Genomic DNA, 23,607 nt, shown 5'->3' on the forward strand with positions numbered 1-23,607 from the left:
GGTGCGGCGGGCTGCATATCGTTGCGCCATGGACGTGTTCGACGAGTTGTTGCGGAGCGTGCGGGGCCGGGGAGCGGTGTTCGGCCGGTCGATGCTGTGGCCGCCGTGGTCGCTGCGGTTCACCGACGGGGCGTATCTGACCTTCTGTGTGCCGCTGCGTGGTGCCGGCTGGATCGTTCCGGAGGGCGGGGAGCCGCGGCATGTGGGACTCGGTGAGGCCGCCATCGTCCGGGGCCCCGCGCCGTTCACCTTCACCGACGACATCACCCGGGAACCCGGAGCGGGCGCGCGGGAGGTGCGCTGGAGCGAGGGGACGGAGGGCGGGCAGGACCCCGATCACGAACTCAGCGGGTCCACCGTCCTGTTGGCGGCGGCCTACGACGTGCGGACCCAGGTTCCGCAGCGGCTGCTCCGGGTCCTGCCCCCGGCTCTCGTCGTACCGGAAGGCCATGACTGCACCGCGATGCGGGACTACTTGGAGGTGCAGATAGCCGGGGCGCGTCCGGGCCGCCAGATCGTGCTCGACCGGTTGCTGGACTGGCTGCTGGTGTGCACGCTCCGGGACTGGTTCGACCGCCCGGAGGCCGAGTCGCCGGGGTGGTACCAGGCACTCGGGGACGAGGTGGCGGGTCCCGCGCTGCAGGCGATTCACGAGGATCCCGCGCACCCCTGGACGACGGCGGGCCTCGCTGCCCGGTCCGGAGTGTCACGTACGACACTGGCCAAACGGTTCACCGAGCTCGTCGGGGAGGCCCCGGTCGCGTATCTGACGGAGTGGCGGATGACCCTGGCCGCCGATCTGCTGAGCCGCCCCGAGCTGACCGTGGCGGCGATCGCGCGCCGGGTCGGGTACGCGGACGCGTTCGGTTTCAGCGCGGCGTTCAAACGGCTTCGGGGCGAGAGCCCGAGCACGTATCGCCTGGAGGCGGTCGACCGCGCGCCGGGCCGGGCCGCCGCCCCGACCGCCTGATGCACGTGGGGGCGGACGGGCATCGACCCACCCGTGCGCCCCCTCGGCCGCTGTGACTCAGCGCCAGGCACCTTCGGCTGCCGCGTCGCGCACGAAGTCGGCGAAGTCACGCGGTGCCCGGCCGAGCGCCCGCCGCACCCCGTCGGAAACCTGGGCCTCCCTGCCCGTGCGGATCGGCAGCAGCGCGTCGGTCCACAGCGCGGCCTCGGCCTCCGGCATTCCTTGGGCCACGAGCCCGGCCCTGAACGCGGAATCGTCCACCCCGACGTAGGTGGCGCGTCGGCCGGTCGCCCTCGCGATCTCGTCGAGGACCTCGGCGAGGCCCAGCGCCCGGGGGCCCGACAGCTCGTACACCTCGCCCGTGTGACCGTCCTGGGTGAGTGCGGCGACGGCCACCGCCGCGATGTCGTCCGCGTCGACGAACGCGGCGGCTCCGTCCCCGACGGGCAGCGCGAGTTCGCCGCCCTTCACGCCGTCGAGGAAGACTCCCTCGCTGAAGTTCTGGGCGAACCAGCCGGGCCGCAGGATCGTCCAGTCCGCCCCGGAGGCCCGTACGGCCGCCTCGCCCTCCATGTGCGGACCTTCTCCTTCGTAGGCTTCGCCGAAGTAGCCGGGCACGTCGACGCCCCGGGCGGAGAGCAGCACGAGGCGCTCCACCCCGCTCGCGACTGCCTGCTCGACCAGGGCAGGCGTCGGCGAGGGCGAGGTGTCCAGCGGAACGATGTAGGCGGCGGTGGCTCCTTCCAGGGCGGCCTTCCAGGTGTTCGGGTCCGCCCAGTCGAACCGGGTCTCCCCGGACCGCGACGCCGCGCGTGTCCGCACGCCCTGTTCGCGGAGGCGGGCCACGACCCTGCGGCCTGTCTTGCCGGTACCACCGGTCACCAGTACGTCGACGGGCGCCTTCTCGTCCTTCTGTGTCATGACGCAAGCGTGTCCCGGCGGGCCCCGAGCTGCCATGGCTCAGCGTCCGGAACGGCTGTCCGTGCGTCCGGACAAGGACCGGCGCGGCAGTCCATGGGCGTCGCCCCGTAGCGGCAGCCACACCACGGTCAGCCGTCCGCGTGACGGTGACGGCGAACATCACCGTCATCTGGTTCTGTAAGGGGGACCTCGCGGGGTGCGGAGCTCGGACCGATGAGTTCTCCGGCGGCCCGGTGTCTCACGGGGGGCTACGGAAACGTCCGGTGCCCAAGAGAGAGTGGTGCGCGATGAGATTGGTACTGCAGGAGTTCCTTTCGCTGGACGGCGTCTACCAGGGCCCGGGGTCGCCTGACGAGGACACCAGTGACGGGTTCACCCGGGGCGGGTGGTTCGTTCCGCACATGGACGAGGAGTTCGAACGGCAGGTCGGCACCTGGCTCGGTACGGCGGACGCGTTCCTGTTCGGCCGCCGCACCTACCTGAACTTCGCCAGGGACTGGCCGCGAATGACCGAGCACCCGTTCGCCGGCATCTTGAACGGCCTGCCGAAGTACGTCGCCTCCCACAGCCTGGCCGAGGCCGCGTGGGACCCGACCACGATCCTGTCCGGCGACATTCCTGCCCAGGTCGCCGAGCTGAAGCGGCAGTCCGGTCGCGAGCTGCAGATCCACGGCAGCGGTCGGCTTGGTCAGTCCCTGCTGGCTGCGGGGCTGGTCGACGAACTGCGTCTCGCGATCGCCCCGGTGGTCGTGGGCACGGGCCGCCGCCTGTTCCCGGACGCCGGCGCCCCGGTCGGCCTTCGGCTCCTGAGCACTCGGACGACACCGGGCGGACTGGCAATTCACGTGTACGAATCGACAGGTCTGCCGGAGTACGGGACGTACGGGGCCGACGCGTAGCAGTCCGGGCCGAACACCGGTCCCGACGGCCTGCGGTGACGCCGGGATTCGGCACGAGCCCGTCGCTCCTTCGGGGATCGGCCGGCAGAGGGCTCAGAGCACGACGCGGAAGTGCGTGGTCAGCCGTGCCTGGTCGTCGAGGACGTGGAAGGCGAGGCCGGGCGGCTGCTCGCGGTCCGCGGGGGCGCTTCCCTCCCAGGGCATGCGCAGGGTCCAGGTGACGGCCGGTGCGACGATCAGCGGAAGCCCGGCGAAGGTGGAGGCGGCAGCTGTGTGGGCGTGGCCGGTGAGAACCGCAGCGACCTGCGGGTGCCTCGCGAGCAAGTCGGCCAGTTCCCCGGGCTGTTCGAGCTTGCAGGAGTCGGGGAGCGGGTGGTGGAGGTCGACCGGCGGCTGATGGAAGGCGATCAGCGCCGGGGTCCCTTGCGGCAGGCCGTCGAGTGTGGCGTCGATCCAGGCCAGTGTCCCTGCGTCGAGGCGTCCCTCGTCACGGCCCGGGATGGTGGAGTCGCACATCAGGATCGCGGTGCCGGTGATGTGGTGGACCTCGTTGACGGGGCCGCGCTCGGGTGCCTCACCCAGGAGGGCCTTGCGATAGGCGGGGCGCGCGTCGTGGTTGCCGGGGCAGGTCAGCACCGGGAAGGAGGCGGCCAGGATGCCTTTCGCCTCCTCGTACTCGGCAGCCTCACCGTGGTCGGCGATGTCCCCGGTGACCAGGAGGGCGTCGACCGGGTGCGCCAGGGCGCGCAGGTGGTCCATGACGCGAGTGGCACGTCGGGTCGCCCTCTCGCTGCCGTCCAGGTGCAGGTCGCTGATGTGGGCAAGCAGCGTCATCGCTCCTCCTTCTTCTCCGGTGGCGCTCACGGGGCAGCCGGCCTGCGCCGGGAGTGGTGCCGCCACCTCTACCTCTAACGGAAAATTTTGTTTTACCGTTAGGTACTCTAGGGGGCGCGGGGAGATGTGCTCAAGTGGTTGTCGACCGGTCGCAGAAAGGCAGGGAGGCCTTCATGGAACGCTGGCTGGCGTTGGAACTGGCGAGCACGATTCGCCATGACGGGGACGGCGGTGTCACCGACGACCTCGCCACGGTCCGGGAGACAGCCCTCTGGATCCGCCGTCAGGGCGAACTGCTCGGCGGCCCCGCCCCGTCCGGCGAACTCGTGGTGGACGAGAACCTCAGGCTCGCGGTCATCGAGCTGCGGCGGGCGGTCCGGGCCCTGTTCGCCCGCGTGGTCAGTCCCGCTCCGCCCAGCCCCGCGGACGCCCATCGGCTGATGCCCGCCGACCGGGCCGTCGCCCACCTCAATGCGGTCGCCGCCCGGGAACCGGTCACCCCGCAGCTCGACTGGCCCCTCGAAGGAGACCCCACCACGCGGCTGCTGTCGGCGCAGGACGACCCGTCCATCCGGCTGGTGGCACAACTCGCCCGTGCCGCCATCGACTTCCTGAGCGGCCCCCGGCGCGGGGAACTCCGGGCCTGTACGGCGCCGCGTTGCGTGCGCTACTTCGTCAAGAGCCACGGGCGGCAGGAATGGTGCAAGCCGTCCTGCGGGAACCGGGCCCGCGCGGCACGCCATTACAGGCGTCAGCGCACCGACGGCGCCGCAGATCCCGCACTTTCCTAGCGCCGCTGCCCGAACGCGCTCCCCGCCGGAAGCAGCTCATACCTCGGTCGGCACGCAGAGCACCGGCACGGTCGACAGGTGCAGGAGCTTGTGCGGGGTCGAGCCGAGCAGAGCGCCTCGCATGGGGCTCTCGCCCCAACTGCCGACGACGATGACCCGCGCCCCGTGGCGTGAAGCGGCGTCGATCAGCGCCTGGGCGGGGTTCTTGTCGATGACCTCGACGGCCGCCGGCACGCCGGCCTCGTCGGCGGCCTCGACGGCATGCTCCAACCCGGTTCGTCCCGCCTGGCGGATGGCTTCGTAGTGGGACCTGTACTCCTCGCCGGCCGCGCCGGGAGGCGCAGCTCCGTAGACCAGGACGAGTCGCTCGCCGAACGCCGCGGCCACCTCGATCGCGATGCGCAGAGCGCGCGCGGCACCGGGTGACTCGTCGTACCCGAGAACCACCGACATCAGGACTCCTTACCGTGCACGAGGTCCGGGTCGACCACACTGCGGCGCTCGGTCCAGAAGGTGGCCGACCTGAGACGCCACACCACCATGATCACCACACCGACCACGCTGATGCCGATGCCGATGACGAGCGGCGGGCCGAGCCCGAACCACGAGGTTCCGGTGTAGGAGTTCTCCGGGTCCGACATGTCCATCACCGACCGCACGAGAAGCCAGGTCAGCAGCCCCGCGCCGATCAGCGGGCCGAGGCCGATGAGGAGGAAGTTGCGGAGGCTCTCGGTCAGGTGACGGCGGTAGTAGATCACACAGGCCACACCCGTGAGGGCGTAGTAGAAGGCGATCAGCAGGGACAGGGCCGTCAGTGAGTCGAAGAGGGCGTTCTCGCTGATCCGGTTGACGATGAGGTACCAGGCGATGGCGATTCCGGCCACCCACCAGGTGCTCACGTCGGGGGTGCGGAACCGGGGGTGGATACGCGCGAGGTGCGCCGGCAGCGCGTGGCGGCGGGCCATCGACAGTGCTGTGCGCGACGCGGGGATGATGGTGGTCTGGGTCGATGCCAGTGCGGACGTGGCGACCGCGAGCAGGACGATCCAGTCCCAGCCGCCCATCACCTCGCCGGCGAGGAGGGCGAAGATGAACTCCTCCTCGTCCGCGTTGTCGGCGAGGTATGCCGTTCCGGCGAAGCCGACGACCGCGAAGCCGACGGACAGGTAGGTCACCAGCAGAATGACGGTCGACCAGACGCCGGCCTTCCCGGGAGCGGTGGCGGAGTCCTCGACCTCTTCGGTGAGATTGACGGCCGACTCCCAGCCCCAATAGATGAACACGCCCAGCAGCAGCCCACTCGTGAGCGCCGCGCCGCCGGCCCCGAAGGGGTTGAGCCACTCGGCCGAGGGTTTGATGGAGTCGGAATCGGTCGTACCCGCGTAGACGCGGTAGAGCGCCACGATCACGAAGACCAGCAGGAAGGCCACCTGCGCCAGGATCAGAACGTTCTGGACCTTGGCCGAGAGCTCCGTGCCGATGACGCACAGACCCGTCATGACCAGGATCAGGAGCACGGTGAGGAGCTGGCGCACGAAATCGTTCTCGACCCAGCTGTCGAGACCGACGGCCATCAGGGCGAAGCTGACGGCGACGTCCGCCAGCGACCCGACGACCAGAACGCCCGTCATCGCGATGGCCCAGCCGCCGAGCCACCCGGTCCACGGCCCCATCGCGCGGGTCACCCAGGAGAACGTGGTGCCGCAGTCCTGGTCCACCTTGTTGAGGTAGTAGAACGCCGAAGCGATCAGCAGCATCGGCACGAAGGAGGCGAAGAGCACTCCGGGGGCGTAGATGCCGACGAGTGCCACGATCGGTCCGATGACGGCCGCCACGGAGTAGGCCGGGGAGGTGGCGTTCAATCCGATGACCAGCGCGTCGACGAAGCCGATCGCGTTCGGCTTCAAGGTCGCCTGCGGTGCTGGTGGTCCGGCCGGTTCCTCTGCCATGCTCCCTCGCTCCGTAACGGCCTGAAGAAAAAGGCTAATAGGCCCCCTTCATGCTATTTGCGGGTCTTCGGGCGCGCCTCCCAGGCAGGGGCAGGACACCGCCGTACGGGGCACAGCGGTCGCAGCTGTCACTGTTCGCGCATGTGCCACGGTGCGCCGTACTCCGTCAACAGATCGAGGAAGGGCCGGGGAGGCAGGGCCTCCGGGCCGAGCACACCGCTTCCGTGCCAGGTGCCGCACGCGATGAGTTCGAGGGCGGCGACGGGATTGATGGCGGTCTGCCAGACCACGGCCTGGGAGCCGTACTCCCGCATGGACCACTGGTTGTCGACGACGTGGTAGAGGAAGACCTCTCTGGGCCGTCCGTCCTTGGTGCCCTTCACCCAGGTGCCCGCACACGTCTTCCCGTGCATCCGCTCGCCGAGCCCGGCCGGGTCCGGAAGGCAGGCGGCCACGACATCACGGGGCGACACCTGGACCTCGCCCTTGTCGCTGTTCACGCGGACGGGCTCCGTACGGTCGAGACCCAGTTTGTGGAGCGCGCGGAGCACCCCGATGAACTCGTCGCCCAGCCCGTACTTGAACGTGACCCGCCCGGCCTTCACATGGCGCGGTACGAGAAGCACCTCCTCGTGCTCGACGTTGACGCACTCGACCGGCCCGATGCCTTCCGGGAAGTCGAAGAGCTCCGGTTCGCTGAAGGGAGCTGTCGTGAACCAGCCGCGCCCTTCCTCGTACACGACCGGCGGGTTCAGGCACTCCTCGATGGTCGTCCAGATACTGAAGGAGGGGGCGAAGTCGTAGCCCTCCACGACCAGATCGGCTCCGTCACGGATGCCGATCTCCTCGATCTCGTCGAAGAGTTCGTCGGAGGCGTACCGGGCGAACACATCGGAGAGGCCGGGCTCCACGCCCATGCCCACGAGCGCGAGACGGCCCGCTCCCTCCCACTCCGCAGCCCGTTCGAACTGGGCGTCCCCGAGCTTGACGCCACACTTCTCGTACGGACGGTCAGGGTGCGGCCGGGAAAGGGACATCGCCATGTCGAGGTAGTTCGCGCCGTGTGCCAGCGCTGCCTCGAACAGAGGCAGCACGAATCGGGGGTCGGTGGCGTTGAGAAGCACACCGCAGCGGTTCTCACCGAGAGCGGCGCGCACCGCTGCGGGGTCCGAGGCGTCCAGCCGGACGGCGTTGAACCGGTGCCCGCTCTCCCCCAGGGCCGCGACGGCCTTCTCCGCGCGCTCAAGGTCGTAGTCGGCGACCGTCATGTGTTCGAAGAAGGGCCGGCGGGCCGCGATCCTGGTGATCGCCGTGCCCACGCCTCCCGCTCCGACCAAGAGGACACGCATGGGTGCACCACTCCTTCGCCGCGCTGCCGGCAATGGGGGCGCCCGTGCCGGTCCCGTGGGCGAGGACGCTAACAGCCGTGCGGCCCGGCGGCGGGCACCGTTCGGATCATGTCCCGCGTCCGGCGGTATCCGTGTCGGGCCCGGCGGTTCGGCGCCGCGCTATGCCGGGCGCGCCCCGGTGGGAACCGGCGCCGGGGCGGCCCGGGAGGTCTGGGCGGCCTTGCCCGGGCGCAGGGTCCACGGCACGGGCTCGGTGTTCGTCAGCCACTCGTCGGCGATCAGTCGCCTGACGATGAGGATCCGCAGATCACGTGACTGCTTCTTCCATCCCAGTCCCACGCACAGCTGTTTCACGGACGGACCGTGCCCGTGTTCCGCGCGGAAGGCGGCGGCGAACTCCGCGGCGCGGGGACCGCAGTCGGGCTGGGAGTCCTTCCACACGCCGTAGGTCGTGTGCGCACTCGCCGGGATCTGGGCGGGAACGGCCCTGCGCATGAACGCTTCCGCCACTCTCACGGTGGCCATGTGGCAGAGCGGACAGTGCTCGACGGCCTCGGCGTGCCGACGCAGTGCCGCGCTCGCCTGTGCCTTCCACGCGTCCCAGCTCAGTGGTTCCTCGGCGGTCGTGTCGCGAGGGCGCGGCGGGTCGGGCAGCGCGTGCATGCCCGAGAGGTGCCGTACGGCGTCGGCCAGCAGGTACCGGTTTCCCTCCAGTTCCAGCAGAAAACCCTTGGAGAGCAGTTCGGGCAGGGCCGCCCGGCACGGACCGGGGAGGTCGGCCGGCAGGGTCGCATGGCGTTCGGCCCGGGCGTGGGCTGCCAGGAACAGTGCGGCCAGGCGCGCGTTGCACGACGTCTTCCTGGCCGGCTTGGCGGCAAGGGTGCGGGTGGTCCACCCGGACACCCGGGACCTCTTCTCCTTGCCGAAGACCAGCCGCCGGTCCGAGGTGTCGGCAAGGTCGGGCACGGCGACGGCCACGGGTGTGTCCGGGCTGCCTCCGAACAGATCGCCCCGCACCTGCCATCCCAGAGTGCCCAGGGCGGTGACGGCGCTCTCCGCGTCGTCCAGACGCAGGGACTTCAGATCCTGGCCGGTGATGTTCCCGACCCCGCCCCGGGCGGCGCGGATCGCGACGACCACCGCGAGGAGCTGCGCGTCACTGCCGGCAAGCGGCAGCGACCCCACGTAGGTCAGGAGCCGGCGGGCGGCCTCTCCCTGCACAGCTGTCAGCAGGAAGGGCTTCGGAGTGGTCGCCACCACCGGCGCGGCCGAGACGTGGGGCGAGCTGGAAGAGGACTTGGGCACGACTTGTACAACGCGCGGACAGCACCGAGGTCACCATCTCGTACATCTGTACGAGATGGTGGATCGAGGCGGTGTCCGGAACGCCCGCCCGAGAACGAGATCTTGTTGGGGCGGCCGTGCTCGAACAGGCCCCCCTTCTCGCCGAGGTCGCGTGCGGCAGGGTCCTCCGTCTCGTCGAGGACGACGCGGCCGACCTTCGTGCTCAGGACGTACTCGTCGCGCGGATGACGGGCCAGTACGCCGCCGAGGCGGATCTCGGACAGACCCGCACCGTAGAAGGGCGCGGTGTCGAAGTAGCGGATGCCCTGGTCCCAGGTGGCCTCGACGGTGGCTGCCGCCTCTTCCTCGGGGATGGCCCGGAACATGTTGCCGAGCGGCGCGGTACCGAAACCGAGCAGGCCGGGCAGGAGGGTCTTGATCGTCATGGAGGTTCCTTGCGATACCTAGGGTGACAAATACTGTTTCGCAAGCGAATGCGGCATGCATCCGTCTTGTGCTCTCGAGGTTAGAATCCTAGACATGAGACTGCCCAAGACTTACCTCGACTCACTTGAGTCCTCCGAGGTCCCACATGCTTGACCTGCGACTTCTTCACTACTTCGTCGCCGTCGCCGAGGAGGAGCACGTCGGTCGCGCCGCCGAACGGCTGCACATCTCCCCGTCACCGCTCAGCCGCCAGATCGCGCAGCTGGAGAAGAACCTGGGCCTGACCCTCTTCGAGCGCAGCCAGCAGCGGATCCGTCTCACCTCCGACGGCCGTGTCTTCCTGACCGAGGCCCGCGCCCTGCTGCGTCATGCGGACCGGCTGGAGAACCTCGGCCGGCGGCTCGGCCGGGGCGAGGAGGGCGGGCTGTGCATCGGGTACGTCGCCGACGCCATGCACACGGGCATCCTGCCCGCCGCTCTTCGGGCTCTGCGCGAGGAACGCCCCGGCATTCACGTCGCCCTGTACGACCAGGAGTCCGCCGAGCAGTTCGAGGGACTGCGGCAGCGCAGCCTCGACATCGCGCTGGTACGCACTCCCCCGCCGGAGGACGACCCGGACCTGAGCGCCGCCGCGCTGCTTCAGGATCCCCTGCTTCTCGCGCTTCCTGCGGATCATCTGCTGGCGGAAAAGGCCGAGTTGACGCCCGACGACCTGACCGGGCAGCCCTGGATCGCGGTGGGCAAGGCCCAGGACGCGGCCTGGCGTGACTCGTTCCTCGCCTCGTGCGTCGCCTCCGGCTTCACTCCGGACATCCGCCTCGACGCTGCCGAGCCGCTCACCGCACTCGGCCTGGTCGCGTCGAGCCTGGGCCTCGCGCTCGTACAGAAGAGCATGGTCCGCGGCAGTACCGACGGAGTCGTGGTGCGAGAACTCCTCTGGTACGAACGCTCCGTCGGCCTGTGGGCCGCGTGGCACCGGGTCGACCTCCGGCCCGTCGTCACTTCGTTCCGCGAGACGGTTCTGGCCGGACAGCACGCGGCACAGGGGCAGCACACAGCACAGCGTCAGCAGCCGGGCGGCGCGGGTGACGGCGGTGCGGCCGGACGATGAGTTCGCAGGCCCGGAGCGGTCTACCCCAGTGGTGCAGCTCACCACGAAGGCGACAGAAGGCCGTCACCAGGAGGACAGAACAGTGACCACAGGCAAGGTGACCTGCGAACTCTCGATCTCCGTCGACGGGTACTCGGCCGGGCTCAACCAGCGCGAGGAACGCCCGTTCGGCGACGACGCCGGCGATGGCTGGGGCGGCAGGCTGCACTCCTGGATGTTCGAAACCCCGGAGCAGCGGCAGGCCGAGCTGGAACGGCTGACGGCGTACGGCGCCTTCGTCATGGGGCGCAACATGTTCGGCCCCGTACGCGGCGCGTGGGATCGACAATGGAAGGGGTGGTGGGGCGACAATCCGCCTTACCACACGCCGGTCTTCGTGCTGACCCACCATCCGCGCGACCCGCAGCCGATGGAGGGCGGCACCACGTTCCACTTCGTCACCGACGGCATCGCATCCGCACTGCGGCAGGCCCGCGAGGCGGCCGGGGACCGCGACGTGTCGATCCACGGGGGCGCGACCACCGTCAACCAGTACCTCGCCGCAGGCTTGATCGATGAACTGCGGCTGCACATCGTGCCGTTCACGCTCGGCGCCGGCACTCGACTGTTCGACGGGGTGCCGTCGCTGAATCTTGAGCAGGTGGAGTCGCGAGCGGCCAACTCCGTCACGCACGTGACCTATCGTGTGCTGCCCCGAACCCCGGAACAGTGAGCGGGACGACGCCCGATAACGTTCTCGCATGACTGTTCTTGAGCGTCTTCGTCCCGATCACGCGCCGGCGCTGCTCGCCTTCGAGCTGGAGAACCGCACGTACTTCGCTGCCTCGATCCCGGACCGCGGCGACGGCTACTTCGCCGGGTTCGACACACGTCACCGCGAGCTGCTCGACGAACAGGCTGCGGGGCTGCACCACTTCCACATCATCGCCGACAGCGAGGGCGCCGTCCTCGGCCGTGTCAATCTCGTCGGTGTCGCGGACGGTTCGGCCGAACTCGGGTACCGGATCGCCGAGCGGGCAGCCGGCCAGGGCCTGGCCACGTCCGCCGTCCGGCAGGTGTGCGCGCTGGCTTTCGCCGAGTACGGCCTGAGTGTTCTTCGGGCGGAGACGACACTGGACAACGCCGGGTCGCAGGCCGTGCTGGCCCGCAACGGATTCGTCCGCGTCGGTGAACTCACCCTGGACGGACGCCCCGGGCTGAGTTTCACGCGGCTTCCGATCGACCGCCCTCTCTGAGAACGCATCGGTGGCGGACCGCCACCGATGCGGGTCGGGCTGTGTCGTGATCAGTCGTTGTCGACTTCCTCGTCGGTGATCTTGCCCGTCGCGGCGTCCACGTCGAAGGCGGTCTTCTTCCAGTCCTCGGTGACTACATCGACCTGCCAGACGAGCGTCTGGCTGTCGTTCTCATCCAGGTTGAGCGAGGTGACCGTGCCCTTCTGCTTGTCCGTGGCGACCTTGGCCGCCTGCTTCCAGGTCTGCTGAGCCTTGCTGACCCAGTCGGCCAGTTCCTGCTTCTCGGCGTCGCTCTGCTCGGCCTCGGTGACGGAGTCGATCACGTCTCCGGACACCGCGTCGATACTCACCGTGTGCGCGGTTCCGTCCGCCTCGACGACTTCCGCGATCCACTTCGGGCCCGTGGAACTGCCGCTCGGGCTCGGGCTGCCTGTCGGGCTCGGGCTGCCTGTCGGGCTGGGGCTCGGGCTGCCGTCGGGGCTGGGGCTCGCGCTCGCACTGGGGCTGGCGCTCTCTTCGTCGTCGTCCAGACCCTCGAGGTCGAGGTCGGTGAGCTTGCCGCCGGAAACCTCACCCACGGCCGTCGTGGCGGCCTTGTCGTAGGTGACCTTGACGGTCGAGAGAAGTTCCTTGCGCTCGGTCTGGTCCTCGGTCAGCTGCGCAGCCGTACCGGAGGGGCTCTCGTACGGGGTGGTCGTCTGCTGAGGAATGACCTTGGCAGCCTCTGAGGTCGCCGCGGCTGTTTCGTCACCGTTGTCCTGGCCGCATCCCGTCACCATGGCGGCGGATGCAAGGACGGCGCACAGCGCGCCGACGCCACGGAGCCGGCGGGTACGCGTGGAAACGGTCTTGTTAGGTCGGGGCTCAAATCTCATACCGCATGACTAGCCGCCCCGGCGATCAGTCATGTTGTCCGACAGTCGGCTGTCACCCGATCGCCTGTGCGCCTCCGCCCATTCGCCGTGGTCGTGGTGGGCTCCCCGTCCGGTGACCGTCGCCGACACCGTCCTGCGGGCCGCGCGGAATGCGCCGATGATCCTTCGCAAGCAGAATTCCGCGTATGACCACACCTCGCCCGGGGAACGCGACCGATCCGGATCCCGCAGTGCCGGGGAGCCCGCCGCCCAACCAGGCGCTGACCCTGACTGCGATGCTCTTCGCCGTCTCGATGACGTTCATCGACCAGACAGTCGTCTCCATCGCGGCCCCCGACATCGTCCATGAACTCGGGCTGTCGGCCTCCGGGATGCAATGGGTAGTCAACGCCTACCTGCTGTCCCTGGCCGCGTTCTTCGCCCTCGGCGGAAGGCTCGCGGATGTCCTCGGGCACCGCCGGGTCATGCTGGCGGGCACACTCGTCTTCGTGATCTCCTCCGCACTGTGCGGAGCGGTGCCCTCCGGGGACCTCGCCCAGACATGGCTCATCGTCTTCCGCGCCACACAGGGCTTCGGGGCGGCGCTGATGTTCCCCGCCGCTCTCGCCGTCGTCATCGCGGTGTTCCCGGTGGAACGGCGCGGCCGGGCTCTGGCCCTGTTCTTCGGCCTCTCCGGGGCCCTCACGGCCGTCGGCCCGATCCTTGGCTGCTGGCTCACCTCCTGGACCTGGCGTTCGATCTTCTGGATCAACGTGCCGGTCGCTGTGATCGCCATCGTGCTGACGCTCCTGGCCCGCATCCCGAACCGGTCGCGTCGCGAACCCCTCGATGTACCGGGGGCCGTCCTGATGGCAGCCGGTATGGGCCTGACGGTGCTCGGCTTCCAGCAGGCGGCCGGCTGGGGCTGGAGCAGCGCCGCGACGTGGGCGTGCATCGTCGGCGGCCTGCTGGTGCTCGCGCTGTTCTGCCGACTGGAGCTGCGTACGCGGTACCCGCTCGTCAGGCTCCAGGTCTTCCGTGACCGTGCGTTCGCCGTGGATGCCGCGGTGCTGTTCTTCTCCATGCTGGCCTTCGTCCCGGTGTTCTTCTTCGCCTCCGTCTACGCACAGGTCTCCCTCAGCGCGTCACCCAATCAGGCGGCTCTCTACCTTCTGTATTTCTTCATCGGCTTCGGCATCGCGTCGCAGTGGGGCGGGCGCATCCTCGACCGCCGCGGTGCCCGGCCGGCGCTGAAACTCGGCACGGCGCTGGGTGCCGTCGGTTTCGCCCTCTGGGCCGGGAAACTGACCACGCTGTCGATGCACGACCAGTGGCCGTACGCGGCCATGGCCGGCGCGGGCATCGGCCTTCTGCTGTCACCCGCTTCGACCGACGCGGTGAACCGGGCGATCGGCGCCTCGTACGGCGAGGTCACCGGGATCACGCAGACGGTCCGGAACTTCGCGGCGAGCGTCGGCCTGGCCGTGTTCGGCACGGTCCTCACCCATGTCACCACCAACCGCGTGCATACGACGCTGCGCTCCGCGGGACTGTCGGACGCGGCTGCACAGGACGCCGCCCACAGCGTCGCCGAGGCCGTCACGGGCAACGGCGACGCGCGCCAGCCGTCCGGCGAGGGGAAGGTCGCCGAGGTGATGCGGGACTCCATGGGCGCCATCCGCATGGACTTCGCACAGGCCAATCAGTGGGTGTTCTCCTGCATGGCCGGCGCCCTGGCCGTTGCGTTCGTGTGTGCGCTCTGCCACCCGGGCACGCGGGTCGTGACCGGGTCCGAGAAGCCCGCCGACCAGGGCGCGTGAAGGTCTCCGCACCGCCGAACACGGCGCGGAACACGGCAGAACGCAGCGGATGACGCCGGTTCACCGTAACCGGCGTCATCCGTGCGGACTCTGTACAGGCGTCAGGCGGTCAGCTGTACCTCGGACGGTTCCGCCGCCGAGAGTACGGATGCCGCGGACGGGACGGCACGCAACTGGGCCTCCGCAGCGGTCAGCGCGTCCTTCACGGTCCGGGTTCCGGTGGTGACGCAGAGGGTGTAGGTGATGTCCTCGAGATGGCGGCTGCTCTCGGAAGTCCCCAGCCGTGCGTGGGCGCGTCGCAGTGTCTCGTAGCGCTTGACGAGATTCCGCAGCGTTGCGGGATTGGCCATCAGCACGGCAGTTCCTCTCCACAGGGCGGCCGGGAGCACATGGCCCCGCGCCGACGAAATCCGATCGCGCCGGCGGTACGCCTGGCGATGCGGGCGGCCGTGCGAAGTGTCAGCACGCATCCGATCCCTTGCAGATGATGGTCACCCCCGCTCACCGAATCCGCATCCGGAATCACGGAGGGTCATTCGCTGCCGGTTCCTGGAGCGCCGGGCGCGCGGGTGGGAAATAATGGAGGTGACAGGCGCCCGGCCTCTGCCGGTGCCCGGTCGGGAGGCACTCATGGATTACCCGGAGAGTTACGAGCTGATATTCCAGGCGGCCGGTGCCACGGATGATGTGGTCGTCGTCCACCTCACGGCCCGGTCGGGGGCGGGCGGTTACCCGGTCTACGAGGACGAGACGGGAATCGTGCGTGCCGAGATCAGCGAGCGGGGCGAGGTCCGCATGGTGGCGAGTGGCGGACATCAGGTTCTCGGAGTGCCTCTGCTCGCGCGGCCCCTGACTCATGGGGCCGGTCGCACCGGCTGAGCACACTCCTCCCCCGCTCCCTTCCGTCCGCGGCGACGTCGGCGCGGGAGACGCCTCCCGCGCGGGCTTACCTGACCGCGGACGGAGCAGCTCCGTCGGCTCTCGCCGCCGCGGTGCTCGCTCCGGCGGTCCGGCGGTCCGGCACGGCGATACGCTGGGGCTGTCCGCCGCCCGTGCGGTGGTACAGGATCATCGACGAACCGGCCGCCCTGCCGGCGAAGGACCTCGACGCGAAGGCCTGATCGTGACGGAGATGTGGGATCCGGAAGGTGCGGGCGTGATCGCCCTCCCCTCGGGGCGGCTGGTCCGCGGCCGCGCGCTGCGGCGCCCGCTTCCCGAGGGTCTCGAGCCGACCTTCGCGGTGCATCTGCTCGGAAAGCAACCGCCTCCGGAGGCCTGGGAGTCGCGGTGGCTGCGCTGGCCCGATTTCCGGCTTCCCACGGACCGGGAGGAAGCCCGGAGCGTGCTCGCCGAAGCGTGGCAGCGCGCGGTCGCGGAACGGGTCGAAGTTGCCTGCGGAGGTGGCCGTGGACGGACCGGGACCGCGCTTGCCTGTCTGGCGGTCCTCGACGGAGTACCGACGGACGAGGCTGTCGCCTTCGTCCGCCGGCACTATCACCCGGGGGCTGTGGAGACTCCCTGGCAGCGGCGGTTCGTACGACGCTTCGGGGAGCGGTGAGCGGCGCGGATCACTCCACGGCGCGCGAGACCGGAACCGTCGCTCCGTCCCCGGCGCGTACCGCCTCGACGATCTGCTGATGGAAATAACGGCTGGCTTCTTCGGAGGGACACGGCACAGGACTGCCGACCAGCGTGAACCAGTCCGAGGCACCGCTGAACTGCACGGCCACCTCTGCCTGCCCGTCGGACCATGTCGTGTGTACGGTCAGATCACCGCTCACGACGCCTACCTCTTCGGTGCGAACTCCGCCGGATCCCGCGAAGACACCGCAGGTAGTCCACGATGCCCAGTTCATGACGCGTCGCCTTTCGGACAGTGACAAGCCTGTCTAGCGGACTGATTTCGAGTATGACACCGCAGACCGCCAGTCGCACAGGTGTGCCAGTGCGTATCCGTTCGGTGACCGTGAGATGCACCGGACGCGGGGCCGTTCAGGAGTGCATCGAGGCACCCTTGAGGATCTTGTCCACCGCGTTGCGCGGCCCGTGGACGGCCAGTCCCACGAGGTCCATCGCATCCCGCTTCACGGCCCGGACGGCGGCCCGATTGGCCTCGTCGTGGCCGGACGCGAAGAGGTCGGACGTGAACACGGCCATCGTCACGCCCCGTCCGACCGCCCGGGTGTGCGCCGCCGTCATCAACTCCTTCGAACCGGCGAAGACGAGGACGGGCTGCCGGAACATGGGCAGGTACTCGGTGCCGTCGGCGTCGGCGTACGGTTCGCCGATCACTTCCGGCACCCGCGTACCCAGGCCACTGACGAGGAACGCCGTGACGTTGAGGCACTGCCAGGTCTGCAGGTCGTCACGGAGCAGGACGGCGATCTTGGTGTCGAAGCGTACGGGGGTGCTGTCATCGGTCATGCCGAGAAGCCTGCCGAGCCCGGCCGGTGCCGTCTTGTACGAACTTTGCACGGCCTGCGGGCCGGACCGGGCTTGTACGCTCTCCCCATGGCTGCCCCTCCGGACATCACCGCTTGGCGTCCGCGCGTCGAGGGAATCGACGAGGTCTTCCACGCCCGCTTCGCCGATCACGCCTACCCCATGCACACACACGACGCGTGGACGCTGCTCATCGTCGACGAAGGCATGGTCCGCTACGACCTGGAGCGCCACGAGCACGGGGCACGGAGCTCGGTGGTGACGCTGCTGCCTCCGCACATCCCGCACAACGGTGGCGCCGCGACCCCCGCAGGATTCCGCAAGCGCGTCCTCTACCTCAACACCGCGCAGATCGAAGCCGGCCTCATCGGCCGGGCCGTGGACCGCCCCGTGCTGCACGATCCGTCGCTGCGGCGCCGCATCCACCAGCTGCACCTCACGCTCGAACGGCCCGGCGACGAACTGGAGGCGCAGAGCCGCCTCGCGCTCGTCTCCGAACGCCTGGCCCAGCACCTGCGCGGACAGCTCGGCGCTCCTCCGTCACCGCACGACCGCCGGGTCGCGCACGAGCTTCGCGATCTGCTCGATGCGCGCTTCGTGGAGGGCGTGACGCTGCGGGAAGCGGCGGAGCTGCTGCACGCCCACCACACCCATCTGGTGAGGGCGTTCAGCAAGGAGTTCGCCATGGCCCCGCACCAGTACCTGACAGGGCGCCGCGTGGACCTGGCCCGGCGCCTGCTGCTCGGAGGGATGCGTTCGCCCGACGTGGCCACGTCGGTGGGCTTCTACGATCAGTCCCACTTCTCCCGGCACTTCAAGCGCGTCGTCGGCACCAGTCCGGGGCGCTACGCGCGCACCGCGGCCGCAGTTGACGAAAGGCCCTACCCGCGCTCCAGCGAGCCGCGCACGAACGCCGCCTGACCTGCGTGCTGCAGATCGTCCGCGACGACGCTGACCAGCCGCACGCCGAGGGTCACCGGCGGCGACCAGGACTCGTCCACCACGCGGTCCAGGGCCCGGTCGTCGAGACTGCGGACGAAGGCCAGGGTCTGCTCGTGCACGGCGTCGTAGTAGCCGAGGAGCAGATCCGCCGAAGCCACCTGTACGGAAGCCACCTGCGCGCTGCTGTGACCGTACCCGGTCGACCCCTTGGCGAAGGGCAGTTCGAAGCGGGAGGCCCAGTCCTCGGAGAACCAGACCTGCTCGGTCCCTGCGGCGTCGGCGACGTGGTCGTCCTGGATGCGCGTGAGGTGCCACACGAGCCAGGCGATCGAATTCGCGTCCTCGTCCAGCCGGGCGTTGAGGTCGTCGGGAGGGAGACCTTCGACCGCGGCGTGCACCGTGTCATGGATGCGCTCGAACGCATCGGCGAGAATGCCTGCACTGTTCATATGACCACCATGGCCGGTGTGTCTGCGGGGCCCGGACTTCGACACGCGGCCGGAGCCAGTGGGACGGCCTCGCCTGCTCCGCGGGGTGAGCCGGAACGGATCTAGCATGTCCGTATGGCACAGAGCGACGCGGTGGATGTGGATCAGTACCTGGCCGAGCTCCAGCCGGAGCGCCGGGCGGCCCTGACCCGGCTGCGCGAGCTGTGCCGGGACGAACTCACGGGGTTCACCGAAGTGATGGCGTACGGCATGCCGGGCTACGAACGGAGCGGGACCCTCGAGATCTCCTTCGCGAGCCAGAAGCAGTACATCTCCTTCTACCTGCTGCGCGGCGATGTCCGCGAGGCGTTCGAAGCCCGGCTGGCGGGTCAGGACATGGGCAAGGGATGCCTTCGCTTCCGTAAGCCGGAGCGCATCGACTTCGACCTCGTACGGGATCTGCTCACGGCCACTGCGGCGGCGCCCGGACCGGTCTGCTGAAGCGTCCCGCAGCCGCCGGGCGGGCCGGTCCGGCGTCCGTCAGGCGTGGACGGTGTCCAGCCACTGCGTCAGCCGGTTGCTGACCTCGGTGGCGCGTTCCTGCTGGATCCAGTGTCCGCACCCGTCCAGGATGTGCGAGGAGACCAGGCCGGGGAGTGTGGTGGGGTATTCCGCGATGGCCTCGGCCATCCACGTGGTGGAGGCGTCGAGGGCTCCACCGATGAAGAGCGAGGGCTGGGTGAGCCGTGCTCCGTCCCAGGCCGCAAGGTCCTCCCAGTCGCGGTCGACGTTCCGGTAGCGGTTGAGTGCCCCGGTCAGTCCGGTCCTCTCGAATTCGCCGCTGTACACGTCGAGGTCGGCCTCGGTGAGCCACGACGGGAGCTGATCGGCCGGGAAGCGGTCGCGCAGTTGTGCGCCCGGGGGCACGAAGAAGACGCTGTCCCTGCCGGGCGGCGGCATGGTGTCCGCGGAGAGTGCGGCGTAGAACCCGGCGAGCCACCCCCGTACGTCGGGCTCGATCTCCGCCTCGGCACGGCCGGGCTCCTGGAAGTAGCTGACGTAGAACTCGTCGTCGCCACCGATGCGGGCGAAACCCTCGGTGGGCCGCACTCCGCCCCGTGGGGCGTAGGGGACGCTGAGCAGCCCCGCCGCGGTGCACACGTCGGGGCGCAGCAGTGCGCTGTTCGCTGCGATGGGCGAGCCCCAGTCGTGGCCGATGACCGTTGCCGTCCTCTCGCCCAGAGCGTGTACGACTCCGACGTTGTCGCCGACGTGGGCCGTCATCCGGTAGGCGTCCACGGGCGCGGGGGCCGACGAGCGCCCGTGGCCGCGTACGTCGATGGCGACCGCGCGGTAGCCCGCCGCGGCGATGGCCGGCAGTTGGTGGCGCCATGAGTACGCGGTCTCCGGGAAGCCGTGGACCAGGAGGACGAGTGGTCCGTTGCCCTGTTCGATCAGATGGATCCGGCCTCCGGGGACGTCCACCAGTCGATGGACCGCCCCGGGAACGGACCTGGAGGGCTCGGGCGAGCGGGCGGGCTGCGGCATGTGTCCTCCTGTGGATCCCGGTGTCGTCCTGCGTCACGATCATTCGGCGCAGCACGCACGTCGGGCAAGAGATCTTGCTGTTCCGGCAAACCTGCTCATGCCATGCCTCCGGGGCCCCGGACACCGGAATTCGGTGCCGGGGCCCGGTCCCTCAGCTGCCGGCCGGATCCGGTACGAGCCCGTCCGCCACAAGTCCCGCGAGAACCGCCGCGCTCAGGGACTGGACTGCGGACAGCGGGCGGACCATCACGGTGAACTCCTGGATCCTGCCCTCCCCGTCGAACTGGAGCAGGTCGATCCCGTGAATCTCCTTGCCGCTCACGGACGCCTTGAAGAGCAGGATCTCCGAGGGGACCTGGACGTCGTCCGCGCTGGTCAGCGCCTCGCCCTCGAACTGTCCGATGTAGCGGAAGTCCTCGAACGTGCGCAGGAGCACGCCGAAGAGTCCGAGGACCATCGCCTTGCCCTCGAAGGGGGTGAACTTCACCGGGCTGAAGAAGCGGACGTTCTCGGTGAACAGATCGTCCAGTGCCGCGAGATCACTCTTCTCGACGGCGGTTCGGAAGCGCTCCGTGGTTTCGGCAGCAGTCATGGACATCTCCCCGACTCTCCTTGCTCAACAATGTGAATGATCAGTTTGTTGATTATGCCGCAGCCGCTCTCGCGGCTGCGGGCGGGGGGACGAATCAGGGGGCGACTCAGGCCGGCGGGTCGATGTAGCGCACGGTGACCGTGTCGAATCCGAGTGAGCCGAGCAGCCCCTGGAGCATGGAGGTGGTGTTCTTCTCCGCTCGCTGGGTGAGCCCGCTCTCCTTGGCCGCCGCGCCGATGTGCTTGGCGGCCAGCTTGTTCACCGCCTGCTCGCTTCCGGGGTTGTCGGAGAAGAAGTCACCGAGCCGGTCGAGGAGTCCGCGCTGTTTGGACACGGCGTAGGAGCGGTCCGGATCCAGTGCGGGCTTGCCCAGCACGGCGTGCGGCAGCCGGAGTTCGGCCGTGGTGCGGTCCTCGTTCACGACGACGCCGTTCTCCGTGACCTTGCCGAGGTCCACGAAGGCGCCCACGGTGCCCGCGCCCACGTAGAGGGTCCGGGTTCCACGTATGGCGTCGGGCAGGAACTTGGCGTCCTTCTCCAGGTCGACGACGACCTGGAAGTTGCCGGAGGCCGCCTCGTACGCGCTCATGTCCTGGATCGACTTGAGGACCGCGGGGCCCGAACGGTCCGTGGTCTCCTCGCCGAATACGTCGCCGAGCCCCGGCAGCAGGCTGAGCCGGGTGCCGAGGAGCAGCAGGACGACCGCTGCGGCACACAGGCCGACTGCTGTCAGGCACCCACGCCTACGGGCGGGGCGGCGGGCGCTCCTGCCGTCGGGTTCTCCGGCACTGTCTGTCCTTACGCCTGTGGACGTCATCCCTTCCGTGTGACCCGGCCCGGCGCTTTCAGTCCACCCGGCTCCACGACTACGCCAATTCCTGTACGGGCGGTCGAGTCATGCCGCGGTCACACCAGGAGGATGCCGTCTCGCGCGGCCTGCTGGCGGTGCATGCCGTAGTCGCCGCTGTCGCCGTCCTCCGGCGTGGTCAACGATGCCGTGATGCCGCCGATGATCCCGAGGACGAGGAAGAGCACCACCAGGGCCTTCCCCGCCCCGCTCATGATCAGCGGCCTGGTGAGCGTGCGAGCGTACCGCTGGCCGACGGAGAGGTCCTCGTCGCCGAAGAGTCCCTTGGGGTAGGCGGGGGTGAGCATCAGCGCGTAGGCGATGAAGCGCATCTGAAAGCGCAGGGTCGCCGCTGTCGCTTCCATGAGGGGCCGCGGCATCCGGCCCAGGATCAGCGTGATCAGCCACCAGACGAACGACAGCATCCACCAGCCGGACATGGCGAGGCTCTGGACGACGGCTGCCGGGATCATCAGGAGCAGCCGGAAGAACACAGCGAGGCGGTTCAGGTCGGTGGGCCGGACCTCGATCTGCACGGGGTAGTCGGGCGGCGGGGTGAGGGCGAACGGCGGGTACCGGTCGATCAGCAGCATCTCGGATGCGGCCACCCGCATGCGGTAGCCGAGATATCCGGCGAGGAAGCGGAAGACCGGCTCCGGCAGCCGTCCCAGGACCAGGGCGGCGAACCAGCCGACGATCACGGTGAGCACGGCGGCGACGTGCAGGAAGAACAGCACGATGAAGTGCGGAATCAGCAGGAGAAGTCGCAGCAGAACGGTGAGCCGGCGCTGGCGCGTCGGCTCGTTGACGTCCAGGACGGGCAGGAATTCCTCCGGATGCCCCGCGGTCCGCCCCGGGCTCCACTGTCCGTCAGCCATGTCGCTTCTCCTCGGCCGGTGATCCGTACGGCGTCGGCACGCACGGCCTCGTTCCCACGCTGGGCGCGTGGCGCCTGCCCGGCAATCGGCCGGGGCCCGAACGGGTGCCGCCGGATCCGCCGCCCCACCGGACAGCGGTGCGCGCGGTCCGCGCCGACCGCCACTCTTGTCGTCCTCCTCCTCAGCGGCGAGTCTTCGTACGTGAGCGGCACCGAACCCGTTCGTGAAGGGAAGACATCCGTGGACACCGCCTCATCCCTCCCCCGTCGTACCCGTGTCGGCATCGTGGGGGCTGGCCCGGCGGGGCTGCTCCTGGCCAGGCTGCTGCACGGGCACGGCGTCGACTGTGTGGTCCTGGAGAGCCGTGACCGCTCGTACGCCGAGCAGCGTCAGCGGGCCGGGATCCTGGAGCAGAGTGCCGTCGACGCCCTGCGTGCGAGCGGGGCCGGTGCGCGTCTGGACCGGGAGGGCATCGCGCACGACGGCATCGAGCTGCGCTTCGACGGCCGGTCCCACCGCGTGGACTTCCCGTCGCTGACGGGTGGCAGCCGCGTGTGGGTGTACGCGCAGACGGAGGTCGTCAAGGATCTGATCGCCCTGCAGCTCGCCGAGGGCCCACCGCTGCTGTTCGAGGCGGAGGCGGTGTCGGTGTCGGGTGCGGACCGGCCGGTGATCGCCTACCGGCACGGGGGCACCGAGCGGACGCTGCAGTGCGACTACGTGGTCGGCTGCGACGGCTTCCACGGTGTGACCCGTCGGTCCGTCCCCGAGGGCGTACTGCGGTCGTACTCCCGGGCCTATCCCTACTCCTGGCTGGGCATCCTGGCCGATGCTCCCCCGGTGTACGACGAGTTGGTCTACGCGCACTCATCGCGTGGATTCGCCCTTGCCAGCATGCGTTCGCCTGCCGTGAGCCGACTGTACCTCCAGGTGCCGAACGGGGAGGACCCCGCCGCCTGGTCCGACGACAGGATCTGGGACGAGCTCGACGTCCGGCTGGCCTCGGCGGGCAGCCGGAAGCTGGAACGGGGGCCGATCACGGCCAAGTCCGTGCTGCCGATGCGCAGTCAGGTCACCGAGCCCATGAGCCACGGCCGGGTGTTCCTCGCCGGGGACGCGGCGCACATCGTGCCGCCCACCGGCGCGAAGGGGCTGAACCTCGCCGCCGCCGATGTCGTGGTCCTCGCCCGTGCGTTCGCCCAGCTGGAACGGACCGGCTCCTCCGAGCTGCTCGACGCCTACTCCGAGACGTGCCTGCGACGCGTGTGGCGGGCCGAGCACTTCTCGTACGTCATGACGACGACGCTCCACACCGATCCGGCACAGAGCGCATTCGAGGCCCGTCTCCAGCTCGCGCAGCTGCACAGGATCGCGGACTCGCCGCATGCGGCTGCGGAGTTCGCCGAGAACTACACGGGCCACTTTCCCGGGTGGGCGTGATCCCGGCCGTCGGCTGGACGGCCGAC

27 protein-coding genes and 1 pseudogene are annotated in these 23,607 nt (G+C 69.6%); 12 read left to right on the plus strand and 16 right to left on the minus strand.

Translation table 11 applies throughout. From position 1 onward, the window contains the following. The first annotated feature begins 28 nt into the window (after positions 1–28). Positions 29–970 carry an AraC family transcriptional regulator gene (locus tag OG844_RS02365; protein ID WP_406387769.1) on the plus strand — a complete coding sequence of 314 codons (942 nt, stop codon included), beginning with the start codon at positions 29–31 and terminating at the stop codon, positions 968–970. Between the two features lie 57 nt (positions 971–1,027). On the opposite strand, the gene OG844_RS02370 is transcribed toward OG844_RS02365, so the two are convergent. Continuing rightward, positions 1,028–1,891 carry an NAD(P)H-binding protein gene (locus OG844_RS02370; protein WP_406387770.1) on the minus strand — a complete coding sequence of 288 codons (864 nt, stop codon included), beginning with the start codon at positions 1,889–1,891 and terminating at the stop codon, positions 1,028–1,030. A gap of 287 nt (positions 1,892–2,178) precedes the next feature. Here OG844_RS02370 and OG844_RS02375 point away from each other — a divergent pair, with 287 nt between their 5' ends. After that, positions 2,179–2,790: a dihydrofolate reductase family protein gene (locus OG844_RS02375; protein WP_406387771.1), complete on the plus strand. Its 612-nt coding sequence runs from the start codon at positions 2,179–2,181 to the stop codon at positions 2,788–2,790. Between the two features lie 93 nt (positions 2,791–2,883). Here the strand turns inward: OG844_RS02375 and OG844_RS02380 are convergent, their stop codons facing one another. Beyond that, entirely contained in the window at positions 2,884–3,624 is a 741-nt protein-coding gene (locus OG844_RS02380; RefSeq protein ID WP_406387772.1) for a phosphodiesterase, read from the minus strand. Positions 3,625–3,797: 173 nt separating this feature from the next. Here OG844_RS02380 and OG844_RS02385 point away from each other — a divergent pair, with 173 nt between their 5' ends. Beyond that, entirely contained in the window at positions 3,798–4,415 is a 618-nt protein-coding gene (locus tag OG844_RS02385; protein WP_406387774.1) for a CGNR zinc finger domain-containing protein, read from the plus strand. Positions 4,416–4,451: 36 nt separating this feature from the next. Here the strand turns inward: OG844_RS02385 and OG844_RS02390 are convergent, their stop codons facing one another. The 5 genes and pseudogenes from OG844_RS02390 to OG844_RS02410 all read right to left on the minus strand — a co-directional run. After that, positions 4,452–4,868: a universal stress protein gene (locus OG844_RS02390; RefSeq protein WP_406387776.1), complete on the minus strand. Its 417-nt coding sequence runs from the start codon at positions 4,866–4,868 to the stop codon at positions 4,452–4,454. Beyond that, positions 4,868–6,364, minus strand: coding sequence for an APC family permease (locus OG844_RS02395; RefSeq protein WP_406387778.1), 1,497 nt, complete (start codon positions 6,362–6,364; stop codon positions 4,868–4,870). Before OG844_RS02395 ends, OG844_RS02390 begins: the two co-directional genes overlap by 1 nt. A 128-nt stretch (positions 6,365–6,492) precedes the next feature. Continuing rightward, a complete protein-coding gene (locus OG844_RS02400; protein WP_406387779.1) occupies positions 6,493–7,713 on the minus strand; it encodes a saccharopine dehydrogenase family protein in 1,221 nt (406 codons plus the stop codon). Between the two features lie 159 nt (positions 7,714–7,872). After that, positions 7,873–9,018 carry a hypothetical protein gene (locus OG844_RS02405; RefSeq protein ID WP_406387781.1) on the minus strand — a complete coding sequence of 382 codons (1,146 nt, stop codon included), beginning with the start codon at positions 9,016–9,018 and terminating at the stop codon, positions 7,873–7,875. A 98-nt stretch (positions 9,019–9,116) separates the two neighbouring features. Further along, a pseudogene (locus OG844_RS02410) lies at positions 9,117–9,443 on the minus strand (aldo/keto reductase); the annotation flags it as partial. A 146-nt stretch (positions 9,444–9,589) separates the two neighbouring features. Between OG844_RS02410 and OG844_RS02415 the strand changes: the two are divergent. From OG844_RS02415 to OG844_RS02425, 3 genes are all read left to right on the plus strand, one after another. Next, positions 9,590–10,555, plus strand: coding sequence for a LysR substrate-binding domain-containing protein (locus tag OG844_RS02415; protein ID WP_406387783.1), 966 nt, complete (start codon positions 9,590–9,592; stop codon positions 10,553–10,555). Positions 10,556–10,637: 82 nt separating this feature from the next. After that, on the plus strand, positions 10,638–11,267 hold the full coding sequence (locus tag OG844_RS02420; RefSeq protein ID WP_406387785.1) for a dihydrofolate reductase family protein: 630 nt from the start codon (positions 10,638–10,640) through the stop codon (positions 11,265–11,267). A gap of 28 nt (positions 11,268–11,295) precedes the next feature. After that, the gene (locus OG844_RS02425) at positions 11,296–11,790 is read left to right on the plus strand and encodes a GNAT family N-acetyltransferase (protein ID WP_406387786.1); all 495 of its coding nucleotides are present in this window, start codon (positions 11,296–11,298) and stop codon (positions 11,788–11,790) included. A gap of 50 nt (positions 11,791–11,840) precedes the next feature. Here the strand turns inward: OG844_RS02425 and OG844_RS02430 are convergent, their stop codons facing one another. After that, positions 11,841–12,665, minus strand: a complete 825-nt coding sequence (locus OG844_RS02430; protein WP_406387788.1) for a PepSY domain-containing protein — start codon at positions 12,663–12,665, stop codon at positions 11,841–11,843. Between the two features lie 185 nt (positions 12,666–12,850). Between OG844_RS02430 and OG844_RS02435 the strand changes: the two genes are divergently transcribed. Beyond that, positions 12,851–14,464 carry an MFS transporter gene (locus OG844_RS02435; protein WP_406387790.1) on the plus strand — a complete coding sequence of 538 codons (1,614 nt, stop codon included), beginning with the start codon at positions 12,851–12,853 and terminating at the stop codon, positions 14,462–14,464. A gap of 101 nt (positions 14,465–14,565) precedes the next feature. Here the strand turns inward: OG844_RS02435 and OG844_RS02440 are convergent, their stop codons facing one another. Beyond that, positions 14,566–14,820, minus strand: coding sequence for a DUF5133 domain-containing protein (locus tag OG844_RS02440; RefSeq protein ID WP_406387791.1), 255 nt, complete (start codon positions 14,818–14,820; stop codon positions 14,566–14,568). A gap of 274 nt (positions 14,821–15,094) precedes the next feature. Here OG844_RS02440 and OG844_RS02445 point away from each other — a divergent pair, with 274 nt between their 5' ends. Continuing rightward, the gene (locus tag OG844_RS02445) at positions 15,095–15,343 is read left to right on the plus strand and encodes a DUF6296 family protein (protein ID WP_406387792.1); all 249 of its coding nucleotides are present in this window, start codon (positions 15,095–15,097) and stop codon (positions 15,341–15,343) included. A gap of 253 nt (positions 15,344–15,596) precedes the next feature. Further along, a complete protein-coding gene (locus OG844_RS02450; protein WP_406395972.1) occupies positions 15,597–16,022 on the plus strand; it encodes a protein-tyrosine phosphatase family protein in 426 nt (141 codons plus the stop codon). A gap of 10 nt (positions 16,023–16,032) precedes the next feature. On the opposite strand, the gene OG844_RS02455 is transcribed toward OG844_RS02450, so the two are convergent. Both OG844_RS02455 and OG844_RS02460 read right to left on the minus strand, forming a co-directional pair. Continuing rightward, complete coding sequence (locus tag OG844_RS02455) at positions 16,033–16,320, minus strand: hypothetical protein (protein ID WP_406387793.1); 288 nt, start codon at positions 16,318–16,320, stop codon at positions 16,033–16,035. A gap of 136 nt (positions 16,321–16,456) precedes the next feature. Next, on the minus strand, positions 16,457–16,888 hold the full coding sequence (locus OG844_RS02460; RefSeq protein WP_406387795.1) for a DUF2000 family protein: 432 nt from the start codon (positions 16,886–16,888) through the stop codon (positions 16,457–16,459). A gap of 87 nt (positions 16,889–16,975) precedes the next feature. On the opposite strand from OG844_RS02460, the gene OG844_RS02465 reads away from it, so the two are divergent. Beyond that, positions 16,976–17,827, plus strand: a complete 852-nt coding sequence (locus OG844_RS02465) for a helix-turn-helix domain-containing protein (protein WP_406387796.1) — start codon at positions 16,976–16,978, stop codon at positions 17,825–17,827. Here the strand turns inward: OG844_RS02465 and OG844_RS02470 are convergent. Beyond that, complete coding sequence (locus tag OG844_RS02470) at positions 17,788–18,297, minus strand: mycothiol transferase (RefSeq protein WP_406387797.1); 510 nt, start codon at positions 18,295–18,297, stop codon at positions 17,788–17,790. The two genes, OG844_RS02465 and OG844_RS02470, sit on opposite strands and share 40 nt — an antisense overlap. 114 nt (positions 18,298–18,411) lie before the next feature. Between OG844_RS02470 and OG844_RS02475 the strand changes: the two genes are divergently transcribed. Beyond that, positions 18,412–18,777, plus strand: coding sequence for an iron chaperone (locus tag OG844_RS02475; RefSeq protein ID WP_406387799.1), 366 nt, complete (start codon positions 18,412–18,414; stop codon positions 18,775–18,777). A gap of 39 nt (positions 18,778–18,816) precedes the next feature. On the opposite strand, the gene OG844_RS02480 is transcribed toward OG844_RS02475, so the two are convergent. The 4 genes from OG844_RS02480 to OG844_RS02495 form a co-directional block, all read right to left on the minus strand. Next, positions 18,817–19,824 (minus strand): alpha/beta fold hydrolase, encoded by a 1,008-nt coding sequence (locus OG844_RS02480; protein WP_406387800.1) that lies wholly within the window; start codon positions 19,822–19,824, stop codon positions 18,817–18,819. A gap of 151 nt (positions 19,825–19,975) precedes the next feature. Continuing rightward, positions 19,976–20,416, minus strand: a complete 441-nt coding sequence (locus tag OG844_RS02485; protein ID WP_406387801.1) for a nuclear transport factor 2 family protein — start codon at positions 20,414–20,416, stop codon at positions 19,976–19,978. A gap of 106 nt (positions 20,417–20,522) precedes the next feature. Further along, positions 20,523–21,233, minus strand: coding sequence for a DUF4230 domain-containing protein (locus OG844_RS02490; RefSeq protein WP_406387802.1), 711 nt, complete (start codon positions 21,231–21,233; stop codon positions 20,523–20,525). A gap of 89 nt (positions 21,234–21,322) precedes the next feature. Next, the gene (locus tag OG844_RS02495; RefSeq protein ID WP_406387803.1) at positions 21,323–22,141 is read right to left on the minus strand and encodes a DUF4389 domain-containing protein; all 819 of its coding nucleotides are present in this window, start codon (positions 22,139–22,141) and stop codon (positions 21,323–21,325) included. A 240-nt stretch (positions 22,142–22,381) separates the two neighbouring features. Here OG844_RS02495 and OG844_RS02500 point away from each other — a divergent pair, with 240 nt between their 5' ends. Then, positions 22,382–23,581 (plus strand): 4-hydroxybenzoate 3-monooxygenase, encoded by a 1,200-nt coding sequence (locus tag OG844_RS02500; RefSeq protein WP_406387805.1) that lies wholly within the window; start codon positions 22,382–22,384, stop codon positions 23,579–23,581. The last annotated feature ends 26 nt before the right edge of the window (positions 23,582–23,607 follow it).

The organism is Streptomyces sp. NBC_00887, from assembly GCF_045207585.1.

What these genes read in the sequence shown, in the direction of transcription:
- OG844_RS02375 (WP_406387771.1), top strand. Translation starts at nt 2,179, where the DNA reads ATGAGATTGGTACTGCAGGAGTTCCTTTCGCTGGACGGCGTCTACCAG.
- OG844_RS02435 (WP_406387790.1), top strand. Translation starts at nt 12,851, where the DNA reads ATGACCACACCTCGCCCGGGGAACGCGACCGATCCGGATCCCGCAGTG.
- OG844_RS02380 (WP_406387772.1), bottom strand. Translation starts at nt 3,624, where the DNA reads ATGACGCTGCTTGCCCACATCAGCGACCTGCACCTGGACGGCAGCGAG.
- OG844_RS02455 (WP_406387793.1), bottom strand. Translation starts at nt 16,320, where the DNA reads ATGAACTGGGCATCGTGGACTACCTGCGGTGTCTTCGCGGGATCCGGC.
- OG844_RS02450 (WP_406395972.1), top strand. Translation starts at nt 15,597, where the DNA reads ATGTGGGATCCGGAAGGTGCGGGCGTGATCGCCCTCCCCTCGGGGCGG.
- OG844_RS02365 (WP_406387769.1), top strand. Translation starts at nt 29, where the DNA reads ATGGACGTGTTCGACGAGTTGTTGCGGAGCGTGCGGGGCCGGGGAGCG.
- OG844_RS02400 (WP_406387779.1), bottom strand. Translation starts at nt 7,713, where the DNA reads ATGCGTGTCCTCTTGGTCGGAGCGGGAGGCGTGGGCACGGCGATCACC.
- OG844_RS02425 (WP_406387786.1), top strand. Translation starts at nt 11,296, where the DNA reads ATGACTGTTCTTGAGCGTCTTCGTCCCGATCACGCGCCGGCGCTGCTC.
- OG844_RS02370 (WP_406387770.1), bottom strand. Translation starts at nt 1,891, where the DNA reads ATGACACAGAAGGACGAGAAGGCGCCCGTCGACGTACTGGTGACCGGT.
- OG844_RS02475 (WP_406387799.1), top strand. Translation starts at nt 18,412, where the DNA reads ATGGCACAGAGCGACGCGGTGGATGTGGATCAGTACCTGGCCGAGCTC.
- OG844_RS02415 (WP_406387783.1), top strand. Translation starts at nt 9,590, where the DNA reads ATGCTTGACCTGCGACTTCTTCACTACTTCGTCGCCGTCGCCGAGGAG.
- OG844_RS02470 (WP_406387797.1), bottom strand. Translation starts at nt 18,297, where the DNA reads ATGAACAGTGCAGGCATTCTCGCCGATGCGTTCGAGCGCATCCATGAC.
- OG844_RS02395 (WP_406387778.1), bottom strand. Translation starts at nt 6,364, where the DNA reads ATGGCAGAGGAACCGGCCGGACCACCAGCACCGCAGGCGACCTTGAAG.
- OG844_RS02460 (WP_406387795.1), bottom strand. Translation starts at nt 16,888, where the DNA reads ATGACCGATGACAGCACCCCCGTACGCTTCGACACCAAGATCGCCGTC.
- OG844_RS02430 (WP_406387788.1), bottom strand. Translation starts at nt 12,665, where the DNA reads ATGAGATTTGAGCCCCGACCTAACAAGACCGTTTCCACGCGTACCCGC.
- OG844_RS02480 (WP_406387800.1), bottom strand. Translation starts at nt 19,824, where the DNA reads ATGCCGCAGCCCGCCCGCTCGCCCGAGCCCTCCAGGTCCGTTCCCGGG.
- OG844_RS02385 (WP_406387774.1), top strand. Translation starts at nt 3,798, where the DNA reads ATGGAACGCTGGCTGGCGTTGGAACTGGCGAGCACGATTCGCCATGAC.
- OG844_RS02445 (WP_406387792.1), top strand. Translation starts at nt 15,095, where the DNA reads ATGGATTACCCGGAGAGTTACGAGCTGATATTCCAGGCGGCCGGTGCC.
- OG844_RS02495 (WP_406387803.1), bottom strand. Translation starts at nt 22,141, where the DNA reads ATGGCTGACGGACAGTGGAGCCCGGGGCGGACCGCGGGGCATCCGGAG.
- OG844_RS02390 (WP_406387776.1), bottom strand. Translation starts at nt 4,868, where the DNA reads ATGTCGGTGGTTCTCGGGTACGACGAGTCACCCGGTGCCGCGCGCGCT.
- OG844_RS02465 (WP_406387796.1), top strand. Translation starts at nt 16,976, where the DNA reads ATGGCTGCCCCTCCGGACATCACCGCTTGGCGTCCGCGCGTCGAGGGA.
- OG844_RS02490 (WP_406387802.1), bottom strand. Translation starts at nt 21,233, where the DNA reads ATGACGTCCACAGGCGTAAGGACAGACAGTGCCGGAGAACCCGACGGC.
- OG844_RS02485 (WP_406387801.1), bottom strand. Translation starts at nt 20,416, where the DNA reads ATGACTGCTGCCGAAACCACGGAGCGCTTCCGAACCGCCGTCGAGAAG.